Genomic DNA, 23598 nt, shown 5'->3' on the forward strand with positions numbered 1-23598 from the left:
ACTTACTCCTTACGCCTTCTCGATCTGCACCAGATTGGTGTGCTGCGGGTTACCTTTGGCCAGCGGTGACGGGCGGTGCGTGGTCAGGGTGTTGATGCATGAACCGTGGTCGACACGATCGCCGTTCATATTGGCGTCATGCCAGGCTCCCTGGCCCATCGCGCTCACGCCGGGCATGATGCGTGGTGTGACTTTCGCTTCGATGCGCACCTCGCCGCGATCGTTAAACACGCGCACCGTATCGCCATTTTTGATGCCGCGTTGCGCCGCGTCCACGGGGTTAAGCCAGACCTCCTGACGGCAGGCGGCTTTCAGCACGTCGACATTGCCGTAGCTGGAGTGGGTGCGGGCTTTGAAGTGGAAGCCGAAGAGCTGCAGCGGGAATTTATGACGTTCCGGGGCGTCCCAGCCGTCGAAGGTCGAGGCGTAGACCGGCAGCGGGCTGATGGTTTCGTCGTCGGCGAGCTCCCAGGTAGCCGCAATCTCTGCCAGCTTGCTGGAGTAAATTTCAATCTTGCCCGAGGGGGTGTTGAGCGGATGAGCCTGCGGATCATCGCGGAATTTTTTATAGGCCACGAAGTGCCCGGCCGGATCTTTACGCTTATAAATACCCCTCTCTTTCAGTTCGTCATAGGACGGCAATTGCGGATCTTTGTCGAGCATTTTGGCATACAGATACTGCAGCCACTGCGCCTGGGTACGTCCTTCGGTAAATCGCTGATGAATATCCGGGCCGAGGCGTTTCGCCACTTCACTCATGATCCAGTAGATCGGTTTGCGCTCAAACTTCGGTGCGGTCACGGGCTGAAGGAAAATCAGGTAGCCTATGTTGCCTGCATAATCGTTAGGAATAATGTCTTCCTGCTCAACAGTCATTAAATCGGGCAGCAGAATGTCAGCATATTTCGCCGACGAGGTCATAAAGTTGTCGATCACCACGATGGTTTCGCATTTACTCTCGTCCTGCAGAATATCGTGGGTTTTGTTGATGTCGGAATGCTGGTTGATGATGGTGTTGCCGGCGTAGTTCCAGATGAATTTGATCGGTACATCCAGCTTCTCTTTTCCCCGCACGCCGTCGCGCAGGGCGGTCATTTCGGGTCCGCGCGCGATGGCGTCGGTCCAGCTAAAGCATGAGATTTGCGTTTTCACCGGGTTATCCGGCAGTGGCATACGCTCAATGGTGATCGTGTAGGTCGATTCACGTGCGCCGCTGTTACCGCCGTTGATACCGACGTTTCCGGTCAAAATCGGCAACATGGCAATGGCGCGGGAGGTCAGCTCGCCGTTGGCCTGGCGCTGTGGGCCCCAGCCCTGACAGATGTAGGCCGGTTTGGTACTGCCAATTTCCCGTGCAAGCTTGATGATGCGATCGGCCGGTATGCCTGTGATGCGCGAGGCCCATTCCGGCGTTTTGGCGATGCCATCATCACCCTGACCGAGAATATACGCTTTGTAATGCCCGTTAGCAGGCGCACCTTCCGGCAGCGTTTTTTCGTCATAGCCGACGCAGTACGTGTCGAGGAACGGCTGATCGACAAGGTTTTCGTCGATCAGTACCCAGGCGATACCTGCGACCAGCGCGGCGTCCGTCCCCGGGCGAATCGGGATCCACTCGTCTTCGCGCCCGGCGGCGGTGTCGGTATACCGCGGATCGATGACGATCATGCGCGCGTGAGAGCGCTCGCGGGCCTGCTCGAGATAATAGGTTATCCCGCCGCCGCTCATTCGCGTCTCTGCCGGGTTATTGCCGAACATCACCACCAGCTTCGTGTTTTCAATATCCGAGGTGCTGTTGCCGTCGTTGCTGCCGTAGGTGTAGGGCATTGCACAGGCTATTTGCGCGGTGCTGTAGGTGCCATAGTGGCTTAAAAAGCCGCCGTAGCAGTTCATCAGACGCGCGACCAGCGAAGCATAAGGGGAGGAGCGGGTGATATTGCCGCCCACAATGCCGGAGGAGTAGTTAATGTAGACCGCTTCGTTGCCGTATTTTTCGACGACATCTTTCAGGCTGCGGGTAAGGGTGTCCAGGGCTTCATCCCATGAGATACGCTCAAATTTGCCTTCACCGCGTTTCCCTACGCGCTTCATGGGGTAGTTCAGACGATCGGGGTGATTGATCCGACGGCGAATAGAACGCCCGCGCAGGCAGGCGCGAACCTGATGATTGCCATAAATATCCTCACCGGTGTTATCCGTTTCGACCCAGTAAACTTCTTCATCACGGACGTGAAGACGCAGCGCACAACGGCTCCCGCAGTTGACCGAGCAGGCACCCCAGACCACTTTGTCTTCAGCGGGCTTTACGGCGTTTTGTACCGCGGCAGCGGCGCGTTTGAGGCCAAAAGGCAGTGAAATCCCCCCGGCGGCAAGTGCCAGAGAGCCTATTGCAGTGGATTTAACCAACGTTCGACGGCTGATCCCGCCGTGATTATCGACATCGGACATAACTCACCCCATCATTTTAATTGCGTATTATTTTCGCCCGTGATTACAACCGGGCTAATGATGGGGTGAATGTTACTTATTTGGAGGTATTAAATATTAATCCTCATCAAGTCAAAGGGAATTGGCCGCGAGAAAGTGATTAAAATCACTGAGGTTCGCCCTGACCATTATCCTGCATCCCTGATGCGGCACCGCTACCGGTGCGGGTATAGAGAATTTTAAAGGTATCGTTCGCACAATGACCGACAACCTGTGCATCCGGCTGGTCAGCCTGATCGTTTGGCACAATATTCAACGTAAAGCCGGACTCGGGCACGCCGTTATTGATGATTTTCTGCTGAATGTCGCTTTTTACGCGCTCGCAGGAATCCGGTGCAGCCAGAGCCGCTGTAGAAGCGCTCATTAACAGCAGGGCGGTAATCCAGGGTAACCGTTTCATCTGTAGCTCCTTTTCTCTGTGTGTCGGTTAAGCTTAGCAGGGTTCGTGTAAGCTTTTGTTATTGGAGATAACTTTCTGAACAATCTTATACAGGCTTCCTGCGCTCATTTTCCCCAATTTCCATCAACACGTCCTGCGGGCGGTTATACCCGCCCGGCATCGCGACGCTAAGCGCGGTGCGTTTTGCTCTGCACCTGTCGTTCGCCGGAGTGATGCCGTAAGTCATCACACATCGCCTGTAACTCATTGAACAATCTTGCCACATGGAAACCATCGCACACGGAATGATGGACCTGCACGGCGAGGGGCAATAATACTTTTCCACCCTGATTGACGTATTTCCCCATAGTGAACATGGGGGCAAAAAAGTTCTGCATATTGGCTACGTTGATATTAAAACTGGTAAAACTTGACCAGGGGATCGCCGACACGAAAAATACATTTTCCCGTGACTCTTCCTTCGGCCAATAAGAAAGGCTATTACCATAGCGAGCAACATCTTCCGAATAAACGTTCTGGAAATGATCAATATTGCCATCGAAGTGACTCCATAAAGAAGAAAAGGTCTCCGTTTCATTATGGAAAATGGTATAGCTTGGATGAATTTCATTCCATATGACAAGTTCATTGTTCTTCATGGCCATACGGAATTCCGAATGGTTGTTGACGATTTTAGAAAGGAGGGAAATCATCGTCGGATAAAATTTCCAGCCCAGTTCTTTTATATCCTTGAGCAATGCGGTGATGTCTATTTGAACAGTTTGATTAAATGTAGATTGAGCAAAGGACTGAAATACCTCGAAATGTTCTTTTCTGGCCCAACGTGATAAGTCAACAGGCGTATATTCAGGGATTGTTTTTTTCATTTTTTAACCTTTGATGAGCAATCAAAAATCAGCGTTTTGCCTACGTTTTTTCATGAATAAAGAAAGCATAGAGATTCCAGGCGGTTTTGGACGCGAACGCATTTGTGAGGGTAGCGCATCCTTATAGAGGAAGAAAGGGGATGTTAAACATTTAATATATCAAAGAATAAAGTTAGATGGCGCAATCTGCCGGCGTTTTCATGTTGTTAATATGTCACAGAATATCCGTCATGCGCTCAAAGCAGGTGTGTTTCCTGTTCAACGGCGGGCACAGCGCCTTCTCGTTCTGGCGAGGTTTTGCAGAGGGTAAGAGAGATTAATGCATTGATTGTACGTCTCTTTTCGCCTGACATTTTGCTATCGTGTGAACAACGGTATTTGCTAATATGATCGGGAATACTCTCCCTGATTCGGTAAATGATGTGAAGAACTACGCAGCGATAACGCTACTGGCAGCAACACTGGTGGGGTGCGACAACCCTTCCGCGCCGCTGTCGTTTACGCCCGAGATGGCGAGCTTCTCCAATGAATTTGATTTTGACCCTCTGCGCGGCCCGGTAAAAGACTTTACCCAGACACTGTTCAACGACAAAGGTGAAGTCTCCAAACGGGTAACCGGTACGATGTCGACGGAAGGGTGTTTCGATACCCTCGAACTGCACGACCTCGAGGCCAATACCGGCGTGGCGCTGGTACTGGATGCTAATTACTACCTTGATGCGGAAACCCAGCAGCGAAAAGTGAAACTGCAGGGGAAATGCCAGCTGGCCGAATTGCCGTCGGCGGGCGTAACGTGGGATACCGACGATAACGGGTTTGTGGTGGCGGCGCACGGCAAAGAGATGGAAGTGAAGTACCGCTATGATGCGGATGGCTATCCGCTGGGGAAAACCACCGTCTCCGGGGACCAGCATTTATCCGTCCAGTCGACGCCGTCTAAAGACCTTCGCAAAAGAATGGATTACTCCGCCGTGAGCATGCTGAATGACAAGCCGCTGGGCAACGTCAATCAAAGCTGTGATTACGATCGACACAATAATCCGGTGAGTTGCGATCTGACGATCACCGACAACAGCGTGAAGCCCGCCGTTGAGCGCAAGTACACCATTAAGAACAGTATTGAATACTACTGAGAAAAAGCCGCGCAGGTTACTGCGCGGTGGGTTTCAGCAGGCTGGCGCCTGACGGTTTGTGTCCGGCCAGGTGCTGATGCTGGAAGATGCACATGCGAATGGTGTTGCGGTATTCACCGTTGATAAAGAACTCGTGAACCAGTTCGCCTTCCACCATAAAGCCCAGCTTGCGGTAGATATGGATCGCTTTCTCGTTCTCTTTATCCACGATGAGATAAAGCTTGTAGAGATTCAGGACGTTGAATCCGTAATCCATCGCCAGCTTCGCCGCCCGCGTGGCAAGACCTTTCCCCTGATGCTCAGGTGAAATGATAATCTGGAATTCTGCCCGACGATGAACGTGGTTGATCTCAACCAGTTCCACCAGACCGGCTTTTTCACCTTCACACTCCACGACAAAACGGCGTTCGCTTTGATCGTGAATGTGCTTATCGTAGAGATCCGACAGCTCAACAAACGCCTCGTAAGGCTCTTCGAACCAGTAGCGCATCACGCTGGCGTTATTGTCGAGCTGGTGGACGAAGCGCAGGTCTTCACGCTCCAGCGGGCGGAGCTTAACGTCACACTGCACTGACATTATGGCGCTACCGTGCGGCCAGTTCGACGATCCAGGCAGCGCAGGGTATTTGGCTCCCAGTAGGCGTTAACGTTGGCACTTTGCTGACACTTATCGCGCGCGTCGAAAGCGACATCTTCTTTGTCCCACTCTTTTTCAACACGTTTGTTCACCTTCTGACGAAGGCTACGGGTGTCATTCCATTGTTCTTTGTCCATGGCGGCGTTCTGACGGCTTTGCGCGCTGTCGCCAGACTCAATAATGAGTTTGCTGGTTTCGGCGGTGGCAGAGGCGGCAAAGGCGAACGATGACAGCGCCAGCAGGGCTGTCAGACAAAGGCGTTTGCTTAATGTAGTCATAGCGTTTCCTTTTAAATGGGCGCAGATAATTAAGTTATCCCGTTCAGATTCTACACCAAAGAGAAATAACGGCATACCCGCGACACGGGTATGGAAAAGTAAACGATATCATCAGGTATGATGTCTAAATAAATCATCACATGACTGTAAATATGCTCAAAACCACTCTGCTTTTTTTTGCCACCGCGCTGTGTGAAATCATCGGCTGCTTCCTTCCGTGGCTCTGGCTGAAGAAGGGGGCAACCGTCTTCCTGCTGATCCCGGCGGGCATTGCGCTGGCCCTGTTTGTCTGGCTGTTGACGCTGCACCCGGCGGCCAGCGGGCGCGTCTACGCCGCTTATGGCGGGGTTTATGTCTGTACCGCGCTGCTGTGGTTACGCGTGGTGGATGGTGTGAAGCTCAGCGCGTATGACTGGGCCGGGGCGCTGGTTGCACTGTGCGGCATGTTGATTATTGTTGCCGGATGGGGGCGCGCCTGAGCGCCCGATTTTTTTTGTGACCGTTCGCTGATTTTATGATCATTATACTTGTATGGTAGTAGTGCAGAAGAGTAAGTTTCCAGCATCACAATGAGCGATGTAAGGAAATGGATTATGAAGATTGTCGGGGCTGAAGTCTTTGTTACCTGCCCGGGGCGTAACTTTGTCACCCTTAAGATTACCACCGACGAGGGCATCGTCGGCCTGGGTGATGCCACCCTCAACGGACGTGAACTTTCGGTGGCCTCTTATCTGAAAGATCACCTTTGCCCGCAGTTGATCGGCCGTGATGCGCACCGCATTGAGGATATCTGGCAGTTCTTCTATAAAGGCGCCTACTGGCGTCGTGGTCCGGTCACCATGTCGGCCATTTCCGCCGTGGATATGGCACTGTGGGATATCAAAGCCAAAGCGGCCAATATGCCGCTCTACCAGCTGCTGGGCGGCGCATCCCGGGAAGGGGTGATGGTCTATTGTCATACCACCGGACACTCCATTGATGACGTGCTGGAAGATTACGCCCGGCATAAAGAGATGGGCTTTAAGGCGATCCGCGTTCAGTGCGGCGTGCCGGGTATGAAAACCACCTATGGCATGTCGAAAGGAAAAGGGCTGGCCTACGAGCCCGCCACTAAAGGTGACTGGCCGGAAGAGCAGCTCTGGTCCACTGAAAAATACCTCGATTTCACACCGAAGCTGTTCGATGCGGTGCGCAGTAAGTTTGGCTTTAATGAGCATCTTTTGCACGACATGCACCACCGTTTGACCCCGATTGAGGCGGCGCGATTCGGTAAGAGCATTGAAGCATTCCGTATGTTCTGGATGGAAGATCCTACGCCTGCGGAAAACCAGGCCTGCTTCCGTCTGATCCGTCAGCACACGGTCACGCCGATTGCGGTTGGAGAAGTGTTTAACAGCATCTGGGACTGCAAGCAGCTTATTGAAGAGCAGCTTATCGACTATATCCGCACCACCATTACCCACGCGGGCGGCATCACCGGCATGCGGCGCATCGCGGACTTCGCCTCGCTTTATCAGGTGCGTACCGGCTCACATGGACCGTCGGATCTGTCGCCTGTTTGCCACGCCGCCGCGCTGCATTTTGACCTGTGGGTGCCAAACTTTGGTGTACAGGAATATATGGGTTACTCCGAACAAATGCTGGAGGTCTTCCCGCACAGCTGGCGCTTTGATAATGGCTATATGCATCCGGGCGACAAACCCGGGCTGGGTATTGAATTTGACGAAAAACTGGCGGCGAAATACCCGTACGATCCTGCCTACCTTCCGGTTGCCCGTCTCGAAGATGGCACGTTGTGGAACTGGTAAACGAGGAGCGAACGATGAAAAGCGTAGTGATTCAACAACCCAATGCACTGGTGATTGAAGATCGTCCACTCCCGGAACCCGCGGCAGGTGAAGTGCGCGTCAACGTCAAACTGGCCGGTATTTGCGGTTCAGACAGCCATATTTACCGCGGGCATAATCCGTTTGCGCGATACCCGCGCGTGATTGGCCATGAATTTTTTGGTGAGATTGATGCCGTTGGTGAGGGAGTTGACCCGGCCCGCGTGGGCGAGCGCGTCTCGGTTGACCCGGTGATCAGCTGCGGACACTGCTATCCGTGCTCCGTGGGCAAACCCAATGTCTGTACCTCTCTGGTGGTGCTGGGTGTTCATCGCGACGGAGGCTTTAGTGAGTATGCCGTCGTACCGGCAAAAAATGCCTGGGTTGTTCCGGATGCTATTCCAGATAAACACGCGGTAATGATCGAGCCGTTCACGATTGCCGCTAACGTGACGGGCCACGCACAACCCACCGGGCAGGATATCGCCCTGATCTACGGCGCAGGCCCCATGGGGCTTGTCACCCTCCAGGCATTGAAAGGTGTCTATAAGGTGAAGCAGGTTATCGTTGTCGATCGGATCGATGAACGGCTGGCGATGGCGCAACGCAGCGGCGCGGACTGGGTGTTCAACAACGCAGAGCTGTCGTTACAGGCGGCGCTGGAAGAAAAAGGGATCAAACCGACGCTTATTATTGACGCAGCCTGTCATCCGACAATTTTACAGGAAGCCATCACCATTGCCTCTCCGGCGGCACGCATCGTGCTGATGGGGTTTTCCAGCGACCCAAGCCAGATTGTTCAGCAGGGGATCACCGGAAAAGAGCTGGCGATATTCTCATCACGGCTGAATGCCAACAAATTCCCCGTCGTCATCGACTGGCTGGAAAAGGGGCTGATCGACCCGGACAAACTGATTACCCACACTTTTGACTATCACCACGTAACAGACGCCATCGAACGGTTTGAAAAAGATCAGCGGCAGTGCTGCAAAGTCTTACTCACGTTCGGGCAATAATAATTCACGCGGTTAAGAGCCTGCGCAGACAGGCTCTGAGTGGTACGCATCTTACCTTGCAGAGATAGCCATTATGACGCAAACACAACCACAAAGAACGACTTCAGATCTGGTGAAAGCCGCCGTTTCCGGCTGGCTGGGTACCGCACTGGAGTTTATGGATTTCCAGCTCTATTCGCTGGGGGCCGCACTGGTATTCCATGAGATCTTCTTCCCGGAACAATCGGCCGCAATGGCGCTGATTCTGGCGATGGGGACGTACGGCGCAGGCTATATCGCGCGCATTGTCGGCGCCTTTATCTTCGGCCGAATGGGCGACAGCATTGGCCGTAAAAAGGTGCTGTTTATCACCATTACTATGATGGGGATCTGCACGACCCTGATCGGGGTCTTGCCGACCTACGCGCAGATTGGGATTTTCGCGCCCGTCCTGTTAGTGACGCTGCGTATTATCCAGGGGCTGGGGGCAGGGGCTGAAATCTCCGGCGCCGGGACCATGCTGGCGGAGTATGCCCCTAAAGGGAAACGCGGCATTATCTCCTCGCTGGTGGCGATGGGCACCAACTGCGGGACGCTAAGTGCAACGGCTATCTGGGCAATTATGTTCTTCGCCCTCGACCGCGAACAGTTGGTTGCCTGGGGCTGGCGTGTCCCGTTTCTTGCCAGCGTGGTGGTAATGATCTTCGCCATCTGGCTGCGAATGAACCTCAAGGAGAGCCCGGTATTTGAAAAAGTGAACGAGGCTGAGACAACCGCACCGGTGACAAAACACGATTTATCATTTGCAGCGATGGTCAAGAGTAAGTCCTTCTGGCTGGCAACCGGGCTGCGTTTTGGTCAGGCGGGGAATTCAGGTCTGATCCAGACGTTTCTTGCCGGGTATCTGGTTCAGACGCTGCTGTTCGATAAAGCGATCCCCACCGATGCACTGATGATAAGCTCAATTCTCGGGTTTATCTCTATCCCGCTGTTGGGCTGGCTCTCCGATAAAGTAGGGCGTCGTCTGCCGTACATTCTGCTCAATATCTCCGCCATTATTCTGGCGTACCCGATGCTGTCGATTATCGTTGATAAGAGCTATGCGCCGGGCGTGATCATGCTTTCCATCATCGTTATCCATAATTTCGCCGTACTGGGACTGTTTGCCCTGGAAAACATCACGATGGCGGAGATGTTTGGCTCGCGTAACCGCTTTACCCGGATGGCTATCTCAAAAGAGGCGGGCGGGCTGGTGGCGGTAGGCTTTGGGCCAGTGCTCGCCGGGATCTTCTGCAATATGACCGGTTCCTGGTGGCCAATTGTCGCCATGATGATCGCTTACTCCGTGATTGGGCTGATCGCCGCCATCTGCATGCCAGAGGTCTGCGATCGTGATTTGAGTGTGGCGGAAGATGCGGCGGAGGGGCCGGCACGTGATTCCGTCGGCTATGGGGCGGTTTCATCGCGGCGGTAATGGTTTATATCTTTAGTGACCTATCACACAACTTTATGGTCATGTCACACCACATGCGTAAAAGTTAATATAAATCAAAATCTCAAACTGCAGGATCAGTATGGTTAATGGCAGTTCTTTTTTACCCCGACTGCCATTCTAGTTGGTGTAGTCAGCAGGCGCTGCTGCTCATATAGAGCGGCAGCGAATCCCAGCGTACATAACTTAACGAGTCTTAATCATGGAAAACCGGTTATTACAGGCGAAAGCGACGCTTCCTCAGTACGATCGCGATCGCCTCAAGGCACGCATTGTTCATTTAGGGTTTGGCGCATTTCACCGTGCGCACCAGGCGGTGTATGCCGACATTCTCGCCGCGGAACACAACAGCGACTGGGGTTACTGTGAGGTAAACCTGATTGGCGGTGAACAGCAGATTGCCGATTTGAACGCACAGGATCATCTCTACACCGTGGCGGAAATGTCTGCCGATGCGTGGACATCGCGGGTGGTGGGCGTGGTCAGGAACGCACTGCATGCACAGGTTGACGGGCTGGAACGCGTGCTGGCCGCACTGTGTGAGCCGCAGGTGGCGATTGTCTCGCTCACCATTACTGAAAAGGGATATTGCCACTCGCCGGCGACCGGGAAACTGATGCTCGATCACCCGTTAATCGCCGCCGACCTGCAAAACCCGCATCAGCCGAAATCTGCGCCGGGTGTGGTGGTGGAAGCACTCGCGCGACGCAAAGCTGCCGGGCTGCCCGCGTTTAGCGTCATGTCCTGTGACAATATGCCGGAGAACGGTCACGTCATGCGTAATGTGACCTGCGCTTATGCCCGCGCGGTTGACGGCGAGCTGGCAGACTGGATTGAATCCAGCGTCACTTTCCCGTCCACCATGGTGGATCGCATTGTTCCCGCGGTTACACCGGAGACGCTGGATAAAATTGAACAGCTGACCGGCGTTCGTGACCCGGCAGGCGTGGCGTGCGAACCGTTCCGTCAGTGGGTGATTGAGGACAACTTTGTTGCAGGCCGTCCACAGTGGGAAAAGGCCGGGGCGGAGCTGGTTTCAGACGTCATTCCGTTTGAAGAGATGAAGCTGCGCATGCTTAACGGCAGTCACTCTTTCCTCGCGTATCTTGGCTATCTGGCGGGGTACCCGCATATCAACGACTGCATGGAAGACGCGCACTACCGTACTGCCGCCCATGCGCTGATGCTGAACGAGCAGGCGCCGACCTTAAAAGTGAAAGGCGTTGATTTAGGCCACTATGCTGACCTGTTGATTGCCCGCTACAGCAACCCGGCGTTACGTCACCGTACCTGGCAAATCGCGATGGACGGCAGCCAGAAGCTCCCGCAGCGTATGCTCGATTCCGTGCGCTGGCATCTGGTGCATCAAAAAAGCTTCCCGCTGTTGGCATTAGGCATTGCAGGCTGGATGCGGTATGTCGGTGGTGTCGATGAGCAGGGCAACGCTATCGACGTGAGCGACCCGCAGCTGGCGGTCATTCAGGCGGCGGTGAAGGGAAGTGCTGAGGGCGAAGACCGGGTGAAGGCGCTGCTGGGCATTGAGGCCATTTTTGGCAAAGAACTCCCGCATGAAACCGTCTTTGTGGATGCGGTAATGCGTGCTTACCAGGCGTTACTGCAAAAAGGTGCAAAAGCCACGGTCGCAGAGTACGCGGCGAACTGCTAAGTCATCACATGCCGCCGCGTGCGGCGGCGTGATGTCGCACGAATCAGTGCATACCCAGGCGAATCAGTTCAATCGGTTCGAACTTACCTTCGCAACCTTCCACTTCTACCGTTTTGCTGCGACGCACCTGCGCGGCATCCAGCCCTTCGCTGTGGATCGCTTTAATCACGCCGGTGTGTCCTGTGCCATTGATCATTACACGGCTGCCGGTGGTAATTGCGTTACGGTTACGGTCGTATGTCATCATGGTATTTTCTCCTCTCTCACTTATCCGTTACGGCGCTATTTCAGGTTTCACCGTTCACGGGGCACTATAAATACGCCTGTCTGCATCTCATTTTTTTGTTTTTGATCAAACTCACACTTTTTTCTCAATATTGGTGGGTGCTGACGGTTCACGACAGCAATTTACAAAGCCCACATTTATTTTCCTTTATTGATAGTTTCTGCAGGCAAGCGTTTAGGGTTTGTTTATATTCCGGCTGTCATTCTTGGAGCAGGGAATACCCCTTTCACAGGAATAAGGAGTCAGGCTTATGTATAAGAAGATTTTAATGCCTGTTGATGTATTTGAAATGGAATTGAGCGACAAAGCGGTTCGCCACGCGGCCAACCTTGCAAAGGCGGAAGGCGCGTCGATTACGCTGGTGAACATTCTCCCCAACAGCAGCCGCTCGTTGCTGCGCGGATTCAACGCCGATATCAAAAAGTTTGAAGCGTTTATGACCGCTGAATCCGGGAAGAAAATGAACGAGCTGAAAAGGCTGTTTGATCTCCCCGGGGAGAATATCGACAGCCTGGTCTGCTTTGGCAACGTGCGTGATGAAATTATCAAACTGAGCAAAGAAGGGGAATATGACGTGATCGTCATCGGGTCGAAAAACCCGAGCATCAGCACCCATCTGCTCGGTTCAAATGCGGAATCTATCCTGCGCTATGCGAGTATTCCGGTGCTGGTGGTTCGCTAATCTCTTCGCCGCAACCGAAACGGGGGCGGCGTATTTTACTCTTCGCTAAACCAGTCGCTGTTTTCCTGACGAATTAACTGTACGGATTCGCTGATTTCCTGCAGGTGCAGCGTCATCGCTTTTTCTACACCGTCCTGATCGCGTTTTTCCAGCGCACTGAAAATATCATGATGCTGTCGGAGCAACATTTCCGGTGGGGAGACATGGTCGAGACTCATATAGCGCACGCGGTCGATGGTGGCTTTGATGTTTTCAATCGTGTCCCAGGCCAACTGACAGTCCGCAATTTGCGCCAGCTTCTGGTGAAACTCGTCATCAAGCTGGAAGAAGTCGTTGAGCTGTTTGCGGTCAATCGCAATACGCTGCTGATGCAGGTTTTGCTCCAGCAGGTAGCACTGGTTATCGTCAATCAGCGATGCGGCACGGCGCGCCACCGCGCACTCAATGGCCTGACGGACAAAACACCCGTTACGCACCTGGGAGAGCGAGATTTTGTTTACATAGCTGCCGCGCTGCGGGCGGATCTGAATCAGACCGTTTTCTGCAAGCTTGATAAACGCCTCACGCACGGGCTGGCGGGACACGTCAAACCGCACGGACACCTCTTTTTCAGAGAGCGGCGTTCCGGGTGGGATCAGGCAATGGACAATATCACGTCGCAAAATGCGATAGATTTGCTGGTTTACGGGCTGGGTAGGATTGAGTTGCGATTCAGCGGCCATGAGTTGTCATTTCTCAGAGAGTTAGCCTGAACATACTACCATTCTTTTATGGCCTGAAACAGACCCGGCCCGCAGGCCGGGAAGGGCAATTTTAGCCACGATGGACGCTAAGTCCGCCAAAACTCTGGCTGACTGGCATCATTTCTACCGTGTTAATGTTGACGTGTTTTGGCAGCGTTGCCACCCACCAGACCGCTTCGGTGACATCTTCCGGCGTCAGGGCGTTCGCATTCTCGTAGGTTTTGTCTGCTTTCGCGTCATCACCTTTAAACCGAACGTTGGAAAATTCGGTTCCGCCTACCAGGCCCGGCTCAATATCGGTCACGCGAATGGCGGTGCCGTGCAGATCGGTACGCAGGTTAAGGCTGAACTGACGCACGAAGGCTTTGGTCGCGCCATAAACATTACCGCCCGCATAAGGCCAGCTTCCGGCGGTCGAACCGATGTTAATAATGTGGCCGCGATTGCGCTCAACCATGCCTGGCAGCACGGCGCGGGTCATGTACACCAGCCCCTTGTTATTTGTGTCGATCATGTTTTCCCAGTCTTCGACGCTGGCTTTGTGGGCAGGCTCCATACCGAGCGCCAGACCGGCATTGTTGACCAGCAGGTCAATGGCACGCCATTCGGCCGGCAGGTTAGCAATCATCTCTTCGATGGCGGCACGGTTACGGACATCAAGCTGCGCGGTCAGGATGCTGTCACCCAGTTCATCTTTCAGCTCCTGCAGACGCTCCTGACGACGACCCGTCGCAATCACCATATGCCCGTTGGCGACGAAGCGACGCGTGATGCTTTCACCAAAACCTGCCGTTGCCCCGGTAACTAAAATAATCATCTCACTGTTCCTCAACGCTTTTTGTGTTGTACTAACATAGCACGGCCGCGAAGGATGCGTTAAGGCAACATTTGTATGACGGCATTGCAGGCAGTGGCGGCCTGGCCTACTCTGGGAAGATAACCGTACTCAGGAGTGAAAGATGTCGGCCACTAATCCCTTTTTTGAAAGCAGCCTGTTGCCTTATCAGGCACCCCGATTCGACGAAATCAACGACGGCCACTACCGCCCGGCATTCGATGAAGCGATACGCCAGAAGCGAGCCGAAATTGACGCGATTGTCGCGCAAACGGCCGCCCCCGATTTCAACAATACCGTGCTGGCGCTCGAAAAAAGCGGTGCCATGCTCTCGCGTGTCAGCAGTGTTTTCTTCGCCATGACCTCTGCGCACACCAATGATGACTTACAGGCGCTTGAGGAGCAGATCTCTACCGAGCTTGCTGCCCTGGCGAACGATATCTGGCTTAACGACACGCTGTTCTCTCGCGTGGAGAGCGTCTGGCAGGATTGTGCTGCGCTGGACGCCGAATCCCGTCGGCTGGCAGAAGAGACGTACCAGCACTTTGTGCTGGCCGGTGCGCGGCTGAATGATGCAGAAAAAGCGGAGCTGAAAGCGCTGAATACCGAGGCGGCGACCCTCACCAGCCAGTTTAATCAGCGTCTGCTGGCCGCCACCAAAGCCGGTGGGCTGGTCGTGGATTATGCACATCAGCTTGATGGACTCAGTCCTGACGAGATTACGACGGCTGCCCATGCCGCCGCGGAGAAAGGGCTGAACGATCGCTGGTTGATTCCGCTGCTGAATACCACTCAACAACCCGCACTTTCCGCGCTGCGTGACCGTCAGACGCGCGAAAATTTGTTTAACGCGGGCTGGACGCGTACCCAGAAAGGGGATGAAAACGATACCCGGGCACTGATCCTGCGTCTCACCGCGTTGCGTGCGCGTCAGGCAAAATTGTTGGGGTTTGAGGACTACGCAAGCTGGAGTATCGCCGATCAAATGGCGAAAACACCTGCCGCCGCGTTGGCTTTTATGCGCGGAATTGTGCCCGCCGCACGCACCCGAGCGACGCTTGAGCAGGCCGATATCCAAAACGTGATTGATAACGAGCAGGGCGGGTTCACCGTGCAGGCGTGGGACTGGGCCTTTTATGCTGAGCGTGTGCGCCAGGCGAAATATGCTCTCGACGAGTCGCAAATCAAGCCGTACTTTGCGCTCAACACCGTGTTGCAGGATGGCGTATTCTGGGCTGCAAGCCAGCTGTTTGGCCTCCGCTTTGTCGAGCGTTTCGATATTCCGGTTTACCATCCTGATGTCCGTGTGTGGGAAATTTTCGACCACACCGGTGAAGGGATGGCGCTGTTCTACGGTGATTTCTTTGCCCGCGAATCGAAAGCCGGTGGGGCGTGGATGGGGAATTTCGTCGAGCAATCGTATGAGTTTGCCTCGCGCCCGGTTATCTACAATGTCTGCAACTATCAAAAACCGGCTAACGGTCAGACGGCGCTGATCTCCTGGGACGATGTGGTCACCCTGTTCCACGAGTTTGGTCATACGCTGCACGGTCTGTTTGCCAGCCAGCGCTACGCCTCCCTCTCCGGCACCAATACGCCGCGTGATTTTGTCGAGTTCCCATCGCAAATCAACGAGCACTGGGCGAGCCATCCGCAGGTGTTTGCCCACTATGCCCGCCACTATCAGACCGGAGAGCCGATGCCGGAGGCGCTGCGCGATAAAATGCTTAACGCGACGCAGTTTAATAAAGGTTATGACATGACCGAGTTGCTTAGCGCTGCGCTGCTGGATATGAACTGGCACGGCATCAGCGAACCCGTGGACGATGTTGACGCTTTTGAAGCGGCAGCACTGCACAAAGAGGGGCTGGATCTGCCCGCCGTTCCACCGCGCTATCGCAGCAGCTACTTCGCCCATATCTTCGGCGGCGGCTATGCGGCGGGGTATTACGCCTACCTGTGGACCCAGATGCTGGCAGACGATGGCTATCAGTGGTTTGTCGAGCAGGGTGGTTTGACTCGAGAAAACGGACAGAAATTCCGCGAGGCTATTTTGTCGCGCGGGAATAGTAGTGATTTAGCTGAACTTTACCGCCAGTGGCGTGGGCACGATCCGAGGATTGAACCGATGCTGGAGAATCGTGGATTGAGTGTTTAAGGGCTTTTTTAGTATGGGAACAGAACCGGGCGCGATGCCCGGTTTTTTGTCCGATTTTTTCTTCCCCAAAATCATTAACGCCGCATAAAGTGCCTGGATAAAATCCGGAAGGATGACCATCGTTACCAGAAAGCCGGAATAATGTTGGGTGACTTCTTCAGCCTGGGGTTGGCCCAGCTCAACCTTTTCGATGAGAACGCACCGTATGCTGGCAGCGAAAAGTTGATTGAGGTGCTCGATCACCTGAATGCGAAAGACGGGAAAGGCACGCTTCACTTTGCAGGGCAGGGCATATAGCAGTATTGGCAGATGAAACGTGAAATGCTGTCGCCGAGATATACGACCAGATATTCAGATCTGCTAAGTGTCCGGTGATTTTCCCAATTTCCAGGGCCGTTATGTGCCAGAAGCGGACCTCCGTTACTATTCTGAAGAGGAAGCACAGGAATATTTAGGTCTGTTGGGTAATAATTACGATATATAATAAAAACTTCTCTATTTCAGAATCCAAAAGTATGGGCATACGCAAGGATGCAATTATGAAATCCAAGAGTGCGTTAGTTTTAGAAGAACTCAGATCCAAATTACGTACTGCATCTGTGGCACAAGTCGGTGGTTTCCGCCCTACAGCAGACCCAATTACATCCTGGTTTTTAAAAGGAGTCGCTCTTCCAGGTGAAGGGTTGCCAGTTTGGAAGGGGCAGCCGATGTTTCCGCTTCTCCAGATTCGCGTAGATGAGCTTCCCGTGATTCCTGAACAACTGAAGGGGATCGCGCTCTTAGTGCTTTATCATAATATGGAAAGCCATCCATTTGATAAACCTCATGGCGAGGGGTGGCTAATACGAGAATACGCCACCCTTGATGGGCTTGAGTTATTGCCTGCAATTAACACTCCATATCGAGCATTTCCGGTTCGGTGGGTGAGTGTCAATGATGATGCTCCAGGATGGGAGGATGCTTGGGATATTATTGACTTGTCTGACGTAAACGATGATGAGGATGCAAGTGATAGATTCTATGATGGTTTTAACCGGTACAGGGGAACCAAGGTTGGAGGATATCCAATGGAGATACAACATGGTGTGGGGATTCAAGATTTTGTCTTTCAAGTGGGGTCAGAAGAAAAAGTAAACTGGATGTGGGCGGACAATGGTATCGGCTACTTTCACAAATCCCCAGAGGGACTTTGGACGTTTTCATGTCAGTTTTACTAGAAACTCAACGTCCTCTCATCGCTCACAGCGGACCTTGCGGCTCTTATGCCGGTCCGCTTTGTGCAGAAAGGTAAATTCAGCTGTATTCAATAATATCAAACCCTTCATCAGCCGTTGGCTCTGCGAAAAAGTGCGTTATGGTTTCAAATTGTTGATCTGAGGCTATAAATTTATGCATTCCTTCTGCATTACGGGCGCGCAAGCGGGATTTACATACTTCATCAGTAACTTTCAGGTAATGCAGCCTGTTACTGGCACCTGACTCCTTAATGATGCTCATCATCCATTCACGATTGGTTTGTGTGTTTGCCGGAAAGTCCAGAACTACGGATAAACCCGCTTTGAGTAGCGACACCAGGTGAGGCTTCATAGCGTTTCTGAGTCTTGAGGAATACTGCACATAATTAGCTATGGATTGCATTTCATTGGCAAAGAGGGCAGCCAGCCAATAATCTTCACTGACAATTATGGTGCCAGGTAATGCACCTAACTTTGCTGACAATGTGGATTTGCCTGATGCAATTTTCCCACATAACAAGTGCAAAGTGGGTTTTTCTGACGTTGTGACTGAAGCGATATCCATTATTTACCTCACTGGATTGTTACCGGTAAGGCCCGCCTTACCGGCGGGAAAATGGCGAAAGTTATCCCACCTGAGTCAGACAGGTGATAATAATCATTGAATGGAATAGGACAGAGTGTGTTTTCATTGTCATTCAAGTTAACAGGGCCTGAATGCAAAATCAGCAATTTTTTCCCTTATACATTGAATGTCCAATCCAGTGAGTTTGGCCGCTCTGTGCCAAGAGCGGAAGTTATTTACACCTTGCTATGCAATTTACGGCCAGCCGGTCAGTTCGTCATCTCAGTTTCATTTCAATGGGTTGTAAACTTTGAAGCCGGGATTTTTTTCAAAAATCTCAGCAACAAAATCCATGAACACAATCGCGCGTTTTGGTAAAAGTCGATTTGCAACATAAACAGCCTGAATGGGAACGGGAGATGCAGTGTAATCCGCAAGTAATAATTGTAAGTTGCCATTTGCCAGTCCCTCCTCGAACAACCATTCTGGGCCCTGTGCGATCCCAACCCCCGCATTGACAAATTTCTGCACTGCTTCAGGTGAATTGACCCTGAGCCGGCCAGAAACAGGCACATCCATATCCCGAAATCTCCAGGTAGCGCCCGTTGATAACAGGGTATAGATCAAACAATCATGTTTTTTTAAATCCTCCGGGGTGTCAGGAATCCCATGTTCAGCCAGGTACTTGTGACTGGCAACACAGACTCGCTCATACATGCCAAGTCTGCGGGCACGCATTGCACTGTCCTCAAGGTGACCAATGCGGATTGCCAGCTCAGCGCCTTCATCAACGAGATTGATATAGCGGTCATTAATCTGTAGATCGAGTGTTAGCTCAGGGTAGCGTTCTAAAAAATCGGGTATGCGTGGAATCAAAAATGTGTGAGCCAGTGCAGTGGGACAAGCAACGCGCAGTAACCCTGTGGGCGTCACATTTTCTCTGAAAGAAGACTCTGACTCTTCGACCGCTTCCAGAATACGCCTTGCTTCCAGATAATAACGTTCTCCTTCAGGAGTCAGGGAAAGCTTGCGGGTTGATCGGTGGAGTAATCTGGTCTGCAAATGCTCTTCGAGGGTTGCAACATGACGACTCACGTTCGGTTGCCCTAAGCCTAAATCCCTGCCTGCTGCAGAAAAGCTGCCTGTCTCCGCAGTGCGGACAAAGCATGTCATCAAAAGTAATCTGTCCATCCTAAACCTATTTATGCTTTTAACGCATGGAACATATTCATAAATACAATCTTATCACCCTTAAAGCATGAGTATAGAGTGGCGATCAAATCGGTCATTTGCCGATCAGCTGTTAAAACTCACGGGAGATATGTTCATGTCCAGATTACAAGGTAAACGCGCACTCATCACGGGTGGAACAAGTGGTATTGGTCTTGCAACCGCGAAGCTGTTTGTCGCAGAAGGTGCACGCGTAATGGTTACTGGTATTAACCCTGATTCTGTCGCAAAGGCGAAACTCGAGCTGGGTAAAGATGTGGTCGTCGTGAGCGCGGATTCTGCAGATGTGAATGCACAGAAAGCGCTGGCTCAGACGGTTCAGGAACATTTTGGTGAGCTGGATATTGCTTTCCTGAATGCGGGTATATCAATGTATATGCCAATTGAGGCATGGACAGAAGAAATGTTCGACCGCATTTATGATATCAACGTTAAAGGTCCTTATTTCCTGATGCAGGCGCTGTTGCCAGTGTTCGCAAGCTCTGCATCAGTGGTCTTTAATACATCTATAAATGCGCACACGGGCCCGGTGAACTCTTCAGTTTATGGCTCCACCAAAGCCGCATTACTCAACATGTCGAAAACACTGTCTAACGAGTTACTTTCTCGCGGGATCCGTATCAACGCGGTGAGCCCAGGCCCGGTTGACACGCCGCTTTACGATAAGGCGGGGATCCCCGTGGAATATCATGATCAAGTGATGAAAGATATCGTTGCAACCATCCCTGCCGGTCGTTTTGGTAAGCCTCAGGAAGTCGCGCAAGCGGTGCTTTACTTTGCCTCCGATGCGTCTGCCTGGACCGTGGGTTCAGAAATCATCATCGACGGCGGCGTTTCAATCTAAGCCACCAAAATAAGATTTACAATTCATCAAGCCCGCCACCTTTTATGGCGGCGGGCTATTATTTTATCTGGAGGTTGAGATGTCTACCCATGACCTGACACTGATTAGCCACCCATTGTGTCCCTTTGTGCAGCGTTCAGCGATCGTTCTTCTCGAAAAAAATGTGCCATTTGACCGTGTAAATGTAGATCTGTCGGCGAAGCCTGACTGGTTTCTTGCTCTGTCACCCACCGGCAAGGTACCGCTACTTAAAGTGCATCATGCAGAGGGCGAAGATGCCATTATTTTTGAGAGCATGGTGATCTGCGAGTATCTTAATGAAACGCAAGATGGTGATTCGCTGTATGCTGACGATGCATTAGAAAGGGCTAGACAGCGAGCATGGATCGAGTTCTCTACATTAATGCTTGGAAATGCCTGGCAATTTTTAAATGCGACTGATCAGGCCATGGCAGACAGCAAACGCGCTGTGCTCCGTGAGCAACTTGAATATATTGAATCTGAATTGAATTCAGGGCCTTATTTCTCGGGTTCCAAATTTAGTATGGTTGATGCGATCTACGCTCCTGTTTTCCGTTACTTCTCCATCATTGATGCATCAGTATCTGAGGCGATTTTTGAGGGACTTCCGCGGATTTCCGCATGGAAAACTGCACTTGCGAAAAGGGAAAGCGTAAATGCCGCTGTATCACCAGATTATGCAGAACTTTTCCAAAATCATCTTCGTCAGCATTCTGCAATTCTCGCTGCCTGAAGATATTTTTTGAGAAACCGTGACCTGCTCTTCTCCCTGTTGATTATCAGATGCCAATGATAGTCCCAGCTCCCGGTTGTTACGACAAATGCGAACTTCCGCTTTTCGCTCACAACAGACCTTCAGCCTAGCCATCTTGTCCGCTTTGTGCCAGAAGCGGACATTTCTCGCTGTTAGGTGCAGGAAAAATCGTGTTTTTAGGCTTAGGAAAAGGCATAGGGGTATGCCGAATCTGAAAGCCTAAATCCTGTTAGTTTTTCTCCAGTTGCCGCCACTAAACTAATTACAATTCCTGAGCCGTTGGTCTGAAAATAATTTCACTCACACCAACATCTTCTGGCTCATTTATTGCGAAGGCTACCATGCGTGCAAAGGTTTCTGCTGGCACGCCAATATTTTCAACGTAATCCTGGTTTGCAGCCTTAACATCTTTATCCGTTATATGCTCCAGCAGTTCTGTTTTAACAGCACCGGGGGAGACTAACGTGACGCGAATGTTATACGCCGCCATTTCCTGGCGCAAACCGTCGGTTAATGCACGAACAGCAAATTTTGTCGCCGAATAGACAGCAGAACTCTGGAAGACAAGGTGTGCAGCAACAGATGCGGTGTTAATGATATGACCTGTTTTTTGTGATTTCATATAAGGCAGCACCGCAGCAATCCCGTGTAGAACCCCGCGCAGATTGACATCAATCATCTGATTCCATTCATCGACATTTCCCTGTTCAAGGCGGGAAAGTGGCATCAGGCCGGCATTATTGATAAGAACATCTACACGACCGAATTTGTTGACCGCAGTCTCAATGAGGTTGTTTACGTCATCAAGTTTCGTCACATCGGTTGCGACGGCGATGGCTTCTTTATTCTGCTTTTGGAGCTCACTCGCAATGGCCTCTATGCGGTCTATTCTCCGCGCTGCCATCACAACCTTTGCTCCTTTTTCAGCAAGATAACGTGCAGCCGCTTCACCCATACCGCTTGATGCGCCCGTGATTACAATTACTTTGCCTATGATGTTATCTGTCATTTTTACTATTCCTGGATAGGAGATGGGCTGTTGTCACCACTATCAGACTGAGATCAGGTTCAATCTCTTCAGACTTCAGTGACACATTCCTGAACAGGGATAATCTTAGCAGTAGAGCATTAATTCGATAATGCGTATAAACTTATATTGATTATGAGTACAGCTCATTAATTGGAGTTACGTTACGGGTAGTTCGTGTGAGCAGTAGGATCTGCAGCCGTTATTCCCGCGCCGATATTGCCTGACTGAAAGCCGGTTGCGCCCCCTGGTTAAGCCTCCGCACGGGTTAAACTGCCTTCGCGGGTGACGGTAATGGAATAAAGGAGGCCATTCAGATTACGTTTCATCGGTGAAATACTCACAAAACATAACTATAGCTTATAAGCCCATTAAGCATTCATTAGCTAGTCAGCATTCATCTTTCGTGTAGAATTTTCAGTAAGAGAGGAGTCCGGTGAAAAGCATACGGTTCTGAACCCATTTGATAAATTGACTTCTTTTTCAAAGCTTATCTAAAATAATCATTGATGCTGCACCTGAAAGGTGCAGCACATTTGCGGGAGAGAATCTGGATGAAAAAAATATTATTCCTGTTATTTGTTATCATCACGAGCTTTTTATTCCCGGTTCGTGCCAGTAATTCTTTGCAACCAGACAAGGAAGAAGCCGTGACCATTAAAATGACTATCAATCAGCAAACTTTTTACGTTGAACTTAAGAATAATCCAGCCGCAAAGGCATTTATTGAACAGCTTCCCCTGACTCTAACGATGGAGGAACTTAACGGGAACGAGAAATTTGCTGATCTGCCCCGTCCCTTACCGACCCGCCAGGTCAAACCTGGAACCATTAATCAGGGCGATCTCATGTTATATGGCCATCGTACCCTGGTACTTTTTTATGAGACCTTTCAGACAAACTACGGATACACACCCGTTGGTAGAATAATAGCGCCAGAAAATCTTGGTAAACTAGCAGATGAAAAAGAAGTAATAGCAACGTTTACAGCAGATAAAAAAGGTTGACCTGTATTATCAAACACTGAATCTGGATTACCTTTAGACGCAAATGCTGGCAGACGATGGCTATCAGTGGTTTGTTGAGCAGGGCGGCTTAACCCGCGAGAACGGGCAGACATTCCGCAAGGCGATTTTGTCGCGCGGGAGCAGTAGTGATTGAGCTGAACTTTACCGCCAGTGGCGTGGGCACGATCCGAGATTGAACCGATGCTGGAGAATCGTGGATTGAGTGCGTAGCGCTTATTCAGGTCAGAAACCAAACCGGGCGTGATGCCCGGTTTTTGTTTGATTATGTCTTACCCACAACTTTAATTATTTATGCCGTGTAAAAGGTATAAAAATTTCTGATGCCGTATGAAACATTTTAATAATTGCCGAATGTGATGCAATTCGTAATGACCATTAATGTGGGATGAGATATAACATCTTTTGAAAAA

Annotated in this window: 23 protein-coding genes and 2 pseudogenes; 14 read left to right on the forward strand and 11 right to left on the reverse strand. The window is 51.5% G+C overall.

Features of this window, described 5'->3' with window-relative positions:
- Positions 1–9: 9 nt before the first annotated feature.
- The 3 genes from ynfE to catA all read right to left on the reverse strand — a co-directional run bounded on the left by ynfE (position 10) and on the right by catA (position 3753).
- A complete protein-coding gene (ynfE, locus tag HV242_RS10025; RefSeq protein ID WP_160890514.1) occupies positions 10–2448 on the reverse strand; it encodes a selenate/tellurate reductase subunit YnfE in 2439 nt (812 codons plus the stop codon).
- Positions 2449–2593: 145 nt separating this feature from the next.
- Positions 2594–2887, reverse strand: a complete 294-nt coding sequence (locus tag HV242_RS10030; protein WP_014169881.1) for a DUF1161 domain-containing protein — start codon at positions 2885–2887, stop codon at positions 2594–2596.
- Between the two features lie 167 nt (positions 2888–3054).
- Positions 3055–3753: a type A chloramphenicol O-acetyltransferase gene (gene catA / locus HV242_RS10035; protein WP_032681119.1), complete on the reverse strand. Its 699-nt coding sequence runs from the start codon at positions 3751–3753 to the stop codon at positions 3055–3057.
- Positions 3754–4139: 386 nt separating this feature from the next.
- On the opposite strand from catA, the gene HV242_RS10040 reads away from it, so the two are divergent.
- A complete protein-coding gene (locus HV242_RS10040; protein ID WP_032670404.1) occupies positions 4140–4886 on the forward strand; it encodes a YnfC family lipoprotein in 747 nt (248 codons plus the stop codon).
- Between the two features lie 16 nt (positions 4887–4902).
- On the opposite strand, the gene speG is transcribed toward HV242_RS10040, so the two are convergent.
- Complete coding sequence (gene speG / locus HV242_RS10045; RefSeq protein WP_020884265.1) at positions 4903–5463, reverse strand: spermidine N1-acetyltransferase; 561 nt, start codon at positions 5461–5463, stop codon at positions 4903–4905.
- The gene (locus HV242_RS10050) at positions 5463–5801 is read right to left on the reverse strand and encodes a DUF1283 family protein (protein ID WP_020884264.1); all 339 of its coding nucleotides are present in this window, start codon (positions 5799–5801) and stop codon (positions 5463–5465) included. The genes speG and HV242_RS10050 overlap by 1 nt, the downstream gene beginning before the upstream one ends.
- A 152-nt stretch (positions 5802–5953) precedes the next feature.
- On the opposite strand from HV242_RS10050, the gene HV242_RS10055 reads away from it, so the two are divergent.
- From HV242_RS10055 to HV242_RS10075, 5 genes are all read left to right on the forward strand, one after another.
- Positions 5954–6280 carry a YnfA family protein gene (locus HV242_RS10055; protein WP_025204305.1) on the forward strand — a complete coding sequence of 109 codons (327 nt, stop codon included), beginning with the start codon at positions 5954–5956 and terminating at the stop codon, positions 6278–6280.
- A 114-nt stretch (positions 6281–6394) separates the two neighbouring features.
- A complete protein-coding gene (rspA, locus tag HV242_RS10060; RefSeq protein ID WP_020884262.1) occupies positions 6395–7609 on the forward strand; it encodes a starvation-sensing protein RspA in 1215 nt (404 codons plus the stop codon).
- 14 nt (positions 7610–7623) lie between these two features.
- Positions 7624–8643: a Zn-dependent oxidoreductase gene (locus tag HV242_RS10065; protein WP_050736716.1), complete on the forward strand. Its 1020-nt coding sequence runs from the start codon at positions 7624–7626 to the stop codon at positions 8641–8643.
- Between the two features lie 73 nt (positions 8644–8716).
- Positions 8717–10096 carry an MFS transporter gene (locus HV242_RS10070; protein WP_014169890.1) on the forward strand — a complete coding sequence of 460 codons (1380 nt, stop codon included), beginning with the start codon at positions 8717–8719 and terminating at the stop codon, positions 10094–10096.
- Positions 10097–10316: 220 nt separating this feature from the next.
- Positions 10317–11780 carry a mannitol dehydrogenase family protein gene (locus HV242_RS10075; RefSeq protein WP_050736717.1) on the forward strand — a complete coding sequence of 488 codons (1464 nt, stop codon included), beginning with the start codon at positions 10317–10319 and terminating at the stop codon, positions 11778–11780.
- A gap of 43 nt (positions 11781–11823) precedes the next feature.
- On the opposite strand, the gene ydfZ is transcribed toward HV242_RS10075, so the two are convergent.
- Positions 11824–12027, reverse strand: a complete 204-nt coding sequence (ydfZ, locus tag HV242_RS10080) for a putative selenium delivery protein YdfZ (protein ID WP_013096785.1) — start codon at positions 12025–12027, stop codon at positions 11824–11826.
- A gap of 289 nt (positions 12028–12316) precedes the next feature.
- Between ydfZ and HV242_RS10085 the strand changes: the two genes are divergently transcribed.
- Positions 12317–12748: a universal stress protein gene (locus HV242_RS10085; RefSeq protein ID WP_050736718.1), complete on the forward strand. Its 432-nt coding sequence runs from the start codon at positions 12317–12319 to the stop codon at positions 12746–12748.
- Between the two features lie 35 nt (positions 12749–12783).
- On the opposite strand, the gene HV242_RS10090 is transcribed toward HV242_RS10085, so the two are convergent.
- Together HV242_RS10090 and ydfG are read right to left on the reverse strand one after the other, a co-directional pair.
- Positions 12784–13470 carry a GntR family transcriptional regulator gene (locus tag HV242_RS10090; protein WP_014169893.1) on the reverse strand — a complete coding sequence of 229 codons (687 nt, stop codon included), beginning with the start codon at positions 13468–13470 and terminating at the stop codon, positions 12784–12786.
- 91 nt (positions 13471–13561) lie between these two features.
- On the reverse strand, positions 13562–14308 hold the full coding sequence (gene ydfG / locus HV242_RS10095) for a bifunctional NADP-dependent 3-hydroxy acid dehydrogenase/3-hydroxypropionate dehydrogenase YdfG (RefSeq protein WP_050736719.1): 747 nt from the start codon (positions 14306–14308) through the stop codon (positions 13562–13564).
- A gap of 142 nt (positions 14309–14450) precedes the next feature.
- Here ydfG and dcp point away from each other — a divergent pair, with 142 nt between their 5' ends.
- The 3 genes and pseudogenes from dcp (at position 14451) to HV242_RS10110 (ending at position 17701) form a co-directional block, all read left to right on the forward strand.
- Positions 14451–16484: a peptidyl-dipeptidase Dcp gene (gene dcp, locus HV242_RS10100; protein ID WP_063858652.1), complete on the forward strand. Its 2034-nt coding sequence runs from the start codon at positions 14451–14453 to the stop codon at positions 16482–16484.
- An 84-nt stretch (positions 16485–16568) separates the two neighbouring features.
- Positions 16569–16859, forward strand: a pseudogene (locus tag HV242_RS10105) (DUF4113 domain-containing protein); the annotation flags it as partial.
- 164 nt (positions 16860–17023) lie between these two features.
- Positions 17024–17701, forward strand: a complete 678-nt coding sequence (locus HV242_RS10110) for a DUF1963 domain-containing protein (RefSeq protein ID WP_050737422.1) — start codon at positions 17024–17026, stop codon at positions 17699–17701.
- A 76-nt stretch (positions 17702–17777) separates the two neighbouring features.
- Here HV242_RS10110 and HV242_RS10115 read toward each other — a convergent pair whose 3' ends face one another.
- On the reverse strand, positions 17778–18284 hold the full coding sequence (locus HV242_RS10115) for an AAA family ATPase (RefSeq protein WP_040017376.1): 507 nt from the start codon (positions 18282–18284) through the stop codon (positions 17778–17780).
- 288 nt (positions 18285–18572) lie between these two features.
- Positions 18573–19475, reverse strand: coding sequence for a LysR family transcriptional regulator (locus HV242_RS10120; RefSeq protein ID WP_040017377.1), 903 nt, complete (start codon positions 19473–19475; stop codon positions 18573–18575).
- A gap of 136 nt (positions 19476–19611) precedes the next feature.
- Between HV242_RS10120 and HV242_RS10125 the strand changes: the two genes are divergently transcribed.
- Both HV242_RS10125 and HV242_RS10130 read left to right on the forward strand, forming a co-directional pair.
- Positions 19612–20358, forward strand: a complete 747-nt coding sequence (locus tag HV242_RS10125) for an SDR family oxidoreductase (protein WP_040017378.1) — start codon at positions 19612–19614, stop codon at positions 20356–20358.
- A 79-nt stretch (positions 20359–20437) separates the two neighbouring features.
- Positions 20438–21112, forward strand: coding sequence for a glutathione S-transferase family protein (locus HV242_RS10130; protein WP_032681106.1), 675 nt, complete (start codon positions 20438–20440; stop codon positions 21110–21112).
- Positions 21113–21395: 283 nt separating this feature from the next.
- Here HV242_RS10130 and HV242_RS10135 read toward each other — a convergent pair whose 3' ends face one another.
- The gene (locus HV242_RS10135; RefSeq protein WP_020884255.1) at positions 21396–22142 is read right to left on the reverse strand and encodes an SDR family oxidoreductase; all 747 of its coding nucleotides are present in this window, start codon (positions 22140–22142) and stop codon (positions 21396–21398) included.
- A 572-nt stretch (positions 22143–22714) separates the two neighbouring features.
- Here HV242_RS10135 and HV242_RS10140 point away from each other — a divergent pair.
- On the forward strand, positions 22715–23167 hold the full coding sequence (locus HV242_RS10140; RefSeq protein WP_020884254.1) for a cyclophilin-like fold protein: 453 nt from the start codon (positions 22715–22717) through the stop codon (positions 23165–23167).
- Between the two features lie 37 nt (positions 23168–23204).
- Positions 23205–23398: pseudogene (locus tag HV242_RS10145) on the forward strand (M3 family metallopeptidase); the annotation flags it as partial.
- Positions 23399–23598: the final 200 nt, after the last annotated feature.

The sequence above is a fragment of the Enterobacter sp. RHBSTW-00593 genome (genome assembly GCF_013784105.1).
GTDB classification, from domain to species: Bacteria; Pseudomonadota; Gammaproteobacteria; order Enterobacterales; family Enterobacteriaceae; genus Enterobacter; species Enterobacter ludwigii.

What these genes read in the sequence shown, in the direction of transcription:
- ynfE (WP_160890514.1), bottom strand. Translation starts at nt 2,448, where the DNA reads ATGTCCGATGTCGATAATCACGGCGGGATCAGCCGTCGAACGTTGGTT.
- HV242_RS10030 (WP_014169881.1), bottom strand. Translation starts at nt 2,887, where the DNA reads ATGAAACGGTTACCCTGGATTACCGCCCTGCTGTTAATGAGCGCTTCT.
- catA (WP_032681119.1), bottom strand. Translation starts at nt 3,753, where the DNA reads ATGAAAAAAACAATCCCTGAATATACGCCTGTTGACTTATCACGTTGG.
- HV242_RS10040 (WP_032670404.1), top strand. Translation starts at nt 4,140, where the DNA reads ATGATCGGGAATACTCTCCCTGATTCGGTAAATGATGTGAAGAACTAC.
- speG (WP_020884265.1), bottom strand. Translation starts at nt 5,463, where the DNA reads ATGTCAGTGCAGTGTGACGTTAAGCTCCGCCCGCTGGAGCGTGAAGAC.
- HV242_RS10050 (WP_020884264.1), bottom strand. Translation starts at nt 5,801, where the DNA reads ATGACTACATTAAGCAAACGCCTTTGTCTGACAGCCCTGCTGGCGCTG.
- HV242_RS10055 (WP_025204305.1), top strand. Translation starts at nt 5,954, where the DNA reads ATGCTCAAAACCACTCTGCTTTTTTTTGCCACCGCGCTGTGTGAAATC.
- rspA (WP_020884262.1), top strand. Translation starts at nt 6,395, where the DNA reads ATGAAGATTGTCGGGGCTGAAGTCTTTGTTACCTGCCCGGGGCGTAAC.
- HV242_RS10065 (WP_050736716.1), top strand. Translation starts at nt 7,624, where the DNA reads ATGAAAAGCGTAGTGATTCAACAACCCAATGCACTGGTGATTGAAGAT.
- HV242_RS10070 (WP_014169890.1), top strand. Translation starts at nt 8,717, where the DNA reads ATGACGCAAACACAACCACAAAGAACGACTTCAGATCTGGTGAAAGCC.
- HV242_RS10075 (WP_050736717.1), top strand. Translation starts at nt 10,317, where the DNA reads ATGGAAAACCGGTTATTACAGGCGAAAGCGACGCTTCCTCAGTACGAT.
- ydfZ (WP_013096785.1), bottom strand. Translation starts at nt 12,027, where the DNA reads ATGATGACATACGACCGTAACCGTAACGCAATTACCACCGGCAGCCGT.
- HV242_RS10085 (WP_050736718.1), top strand. Translation starts at nt 12,317, where the DNA reads ATGTATAAGAAGATTTTAATGCCTGTTGATGTATTTGAAATGGAATTG.
- HV242_RS10090 (WP_014169893.1), bottom strand. Translation starts at nt 13,470, where the DNA reads ATGGCCGCTGAATCGCAACTCAATCCTACCCAGCCCGTAAACCAGCAA.
- ydfG (WP_050736719.1), bottom strand. Translation starts at nt 14,308, where the DNA reads ATGATTATTTTAGTTACCGGGGCAACGGCAGGTTTTGGTGAAAGCATC.
- dcp (WP_063858652.1), top strand. Translation starts at nt 14,451, where the DNA reads ATGTCGGCCACTAATCCCTTTTTTGAAAGCAGCCTGTTGCCTTATCAG.
- HV242_RS10110 (WP_050737422.1), top strand. Translation starts at nt 17,024, where the DNA reads ATGAAATCCAAGAGTGCGTTAGTTTTAGAAGAACTCAGATCCAAATTA.
- HV242_RS10115 (WP_040017376.1), bottom strand. Translation starts at nt 18,284, where the DNA reads ATGGATATCGCTTCAGTCACAACGTCAGAAAAACCCACTTTGCACTTG.
- HV242_RS10120 (WP_040017377.1), bottom strand. Translation starts at nt 19,475, where the DNA reads ATGGACAGATTACTTTTGATGACATGCTTTGTCCGCACTGCGGAGACA.
- HV242_RS10125 (WP_040017378.1), top strand. Translation starts at nt 19,612, where the DNA reads ATGTCCAGATTACAAGGTAAACGCGCACTCATCACGGGTGGAACAAGT.
- HV242_RS10130 (WP_032681106.1), top strand. Translation starts at nt 20,438, where the DNA reads ATGTCTACCCATGACCTGACACTGATTAGCCACCCATTGTGTCCCTTT.
- HV242_RS10135 (WP_020884255.1), bottom strand. Translation starts at nt 22,142, where the DNA reads ATGACAGATAACATCATAGGCAAAGTAATTGTAATCACGGGCGCATCA.
- HV242_RS10140 (WP_020884254.1), top strand. Translation starts at nt 22,715, where the DNA reads ATGAAAAAAATATTATTCCTGTTATTTGTTATCATCACGAGCTTTTTA.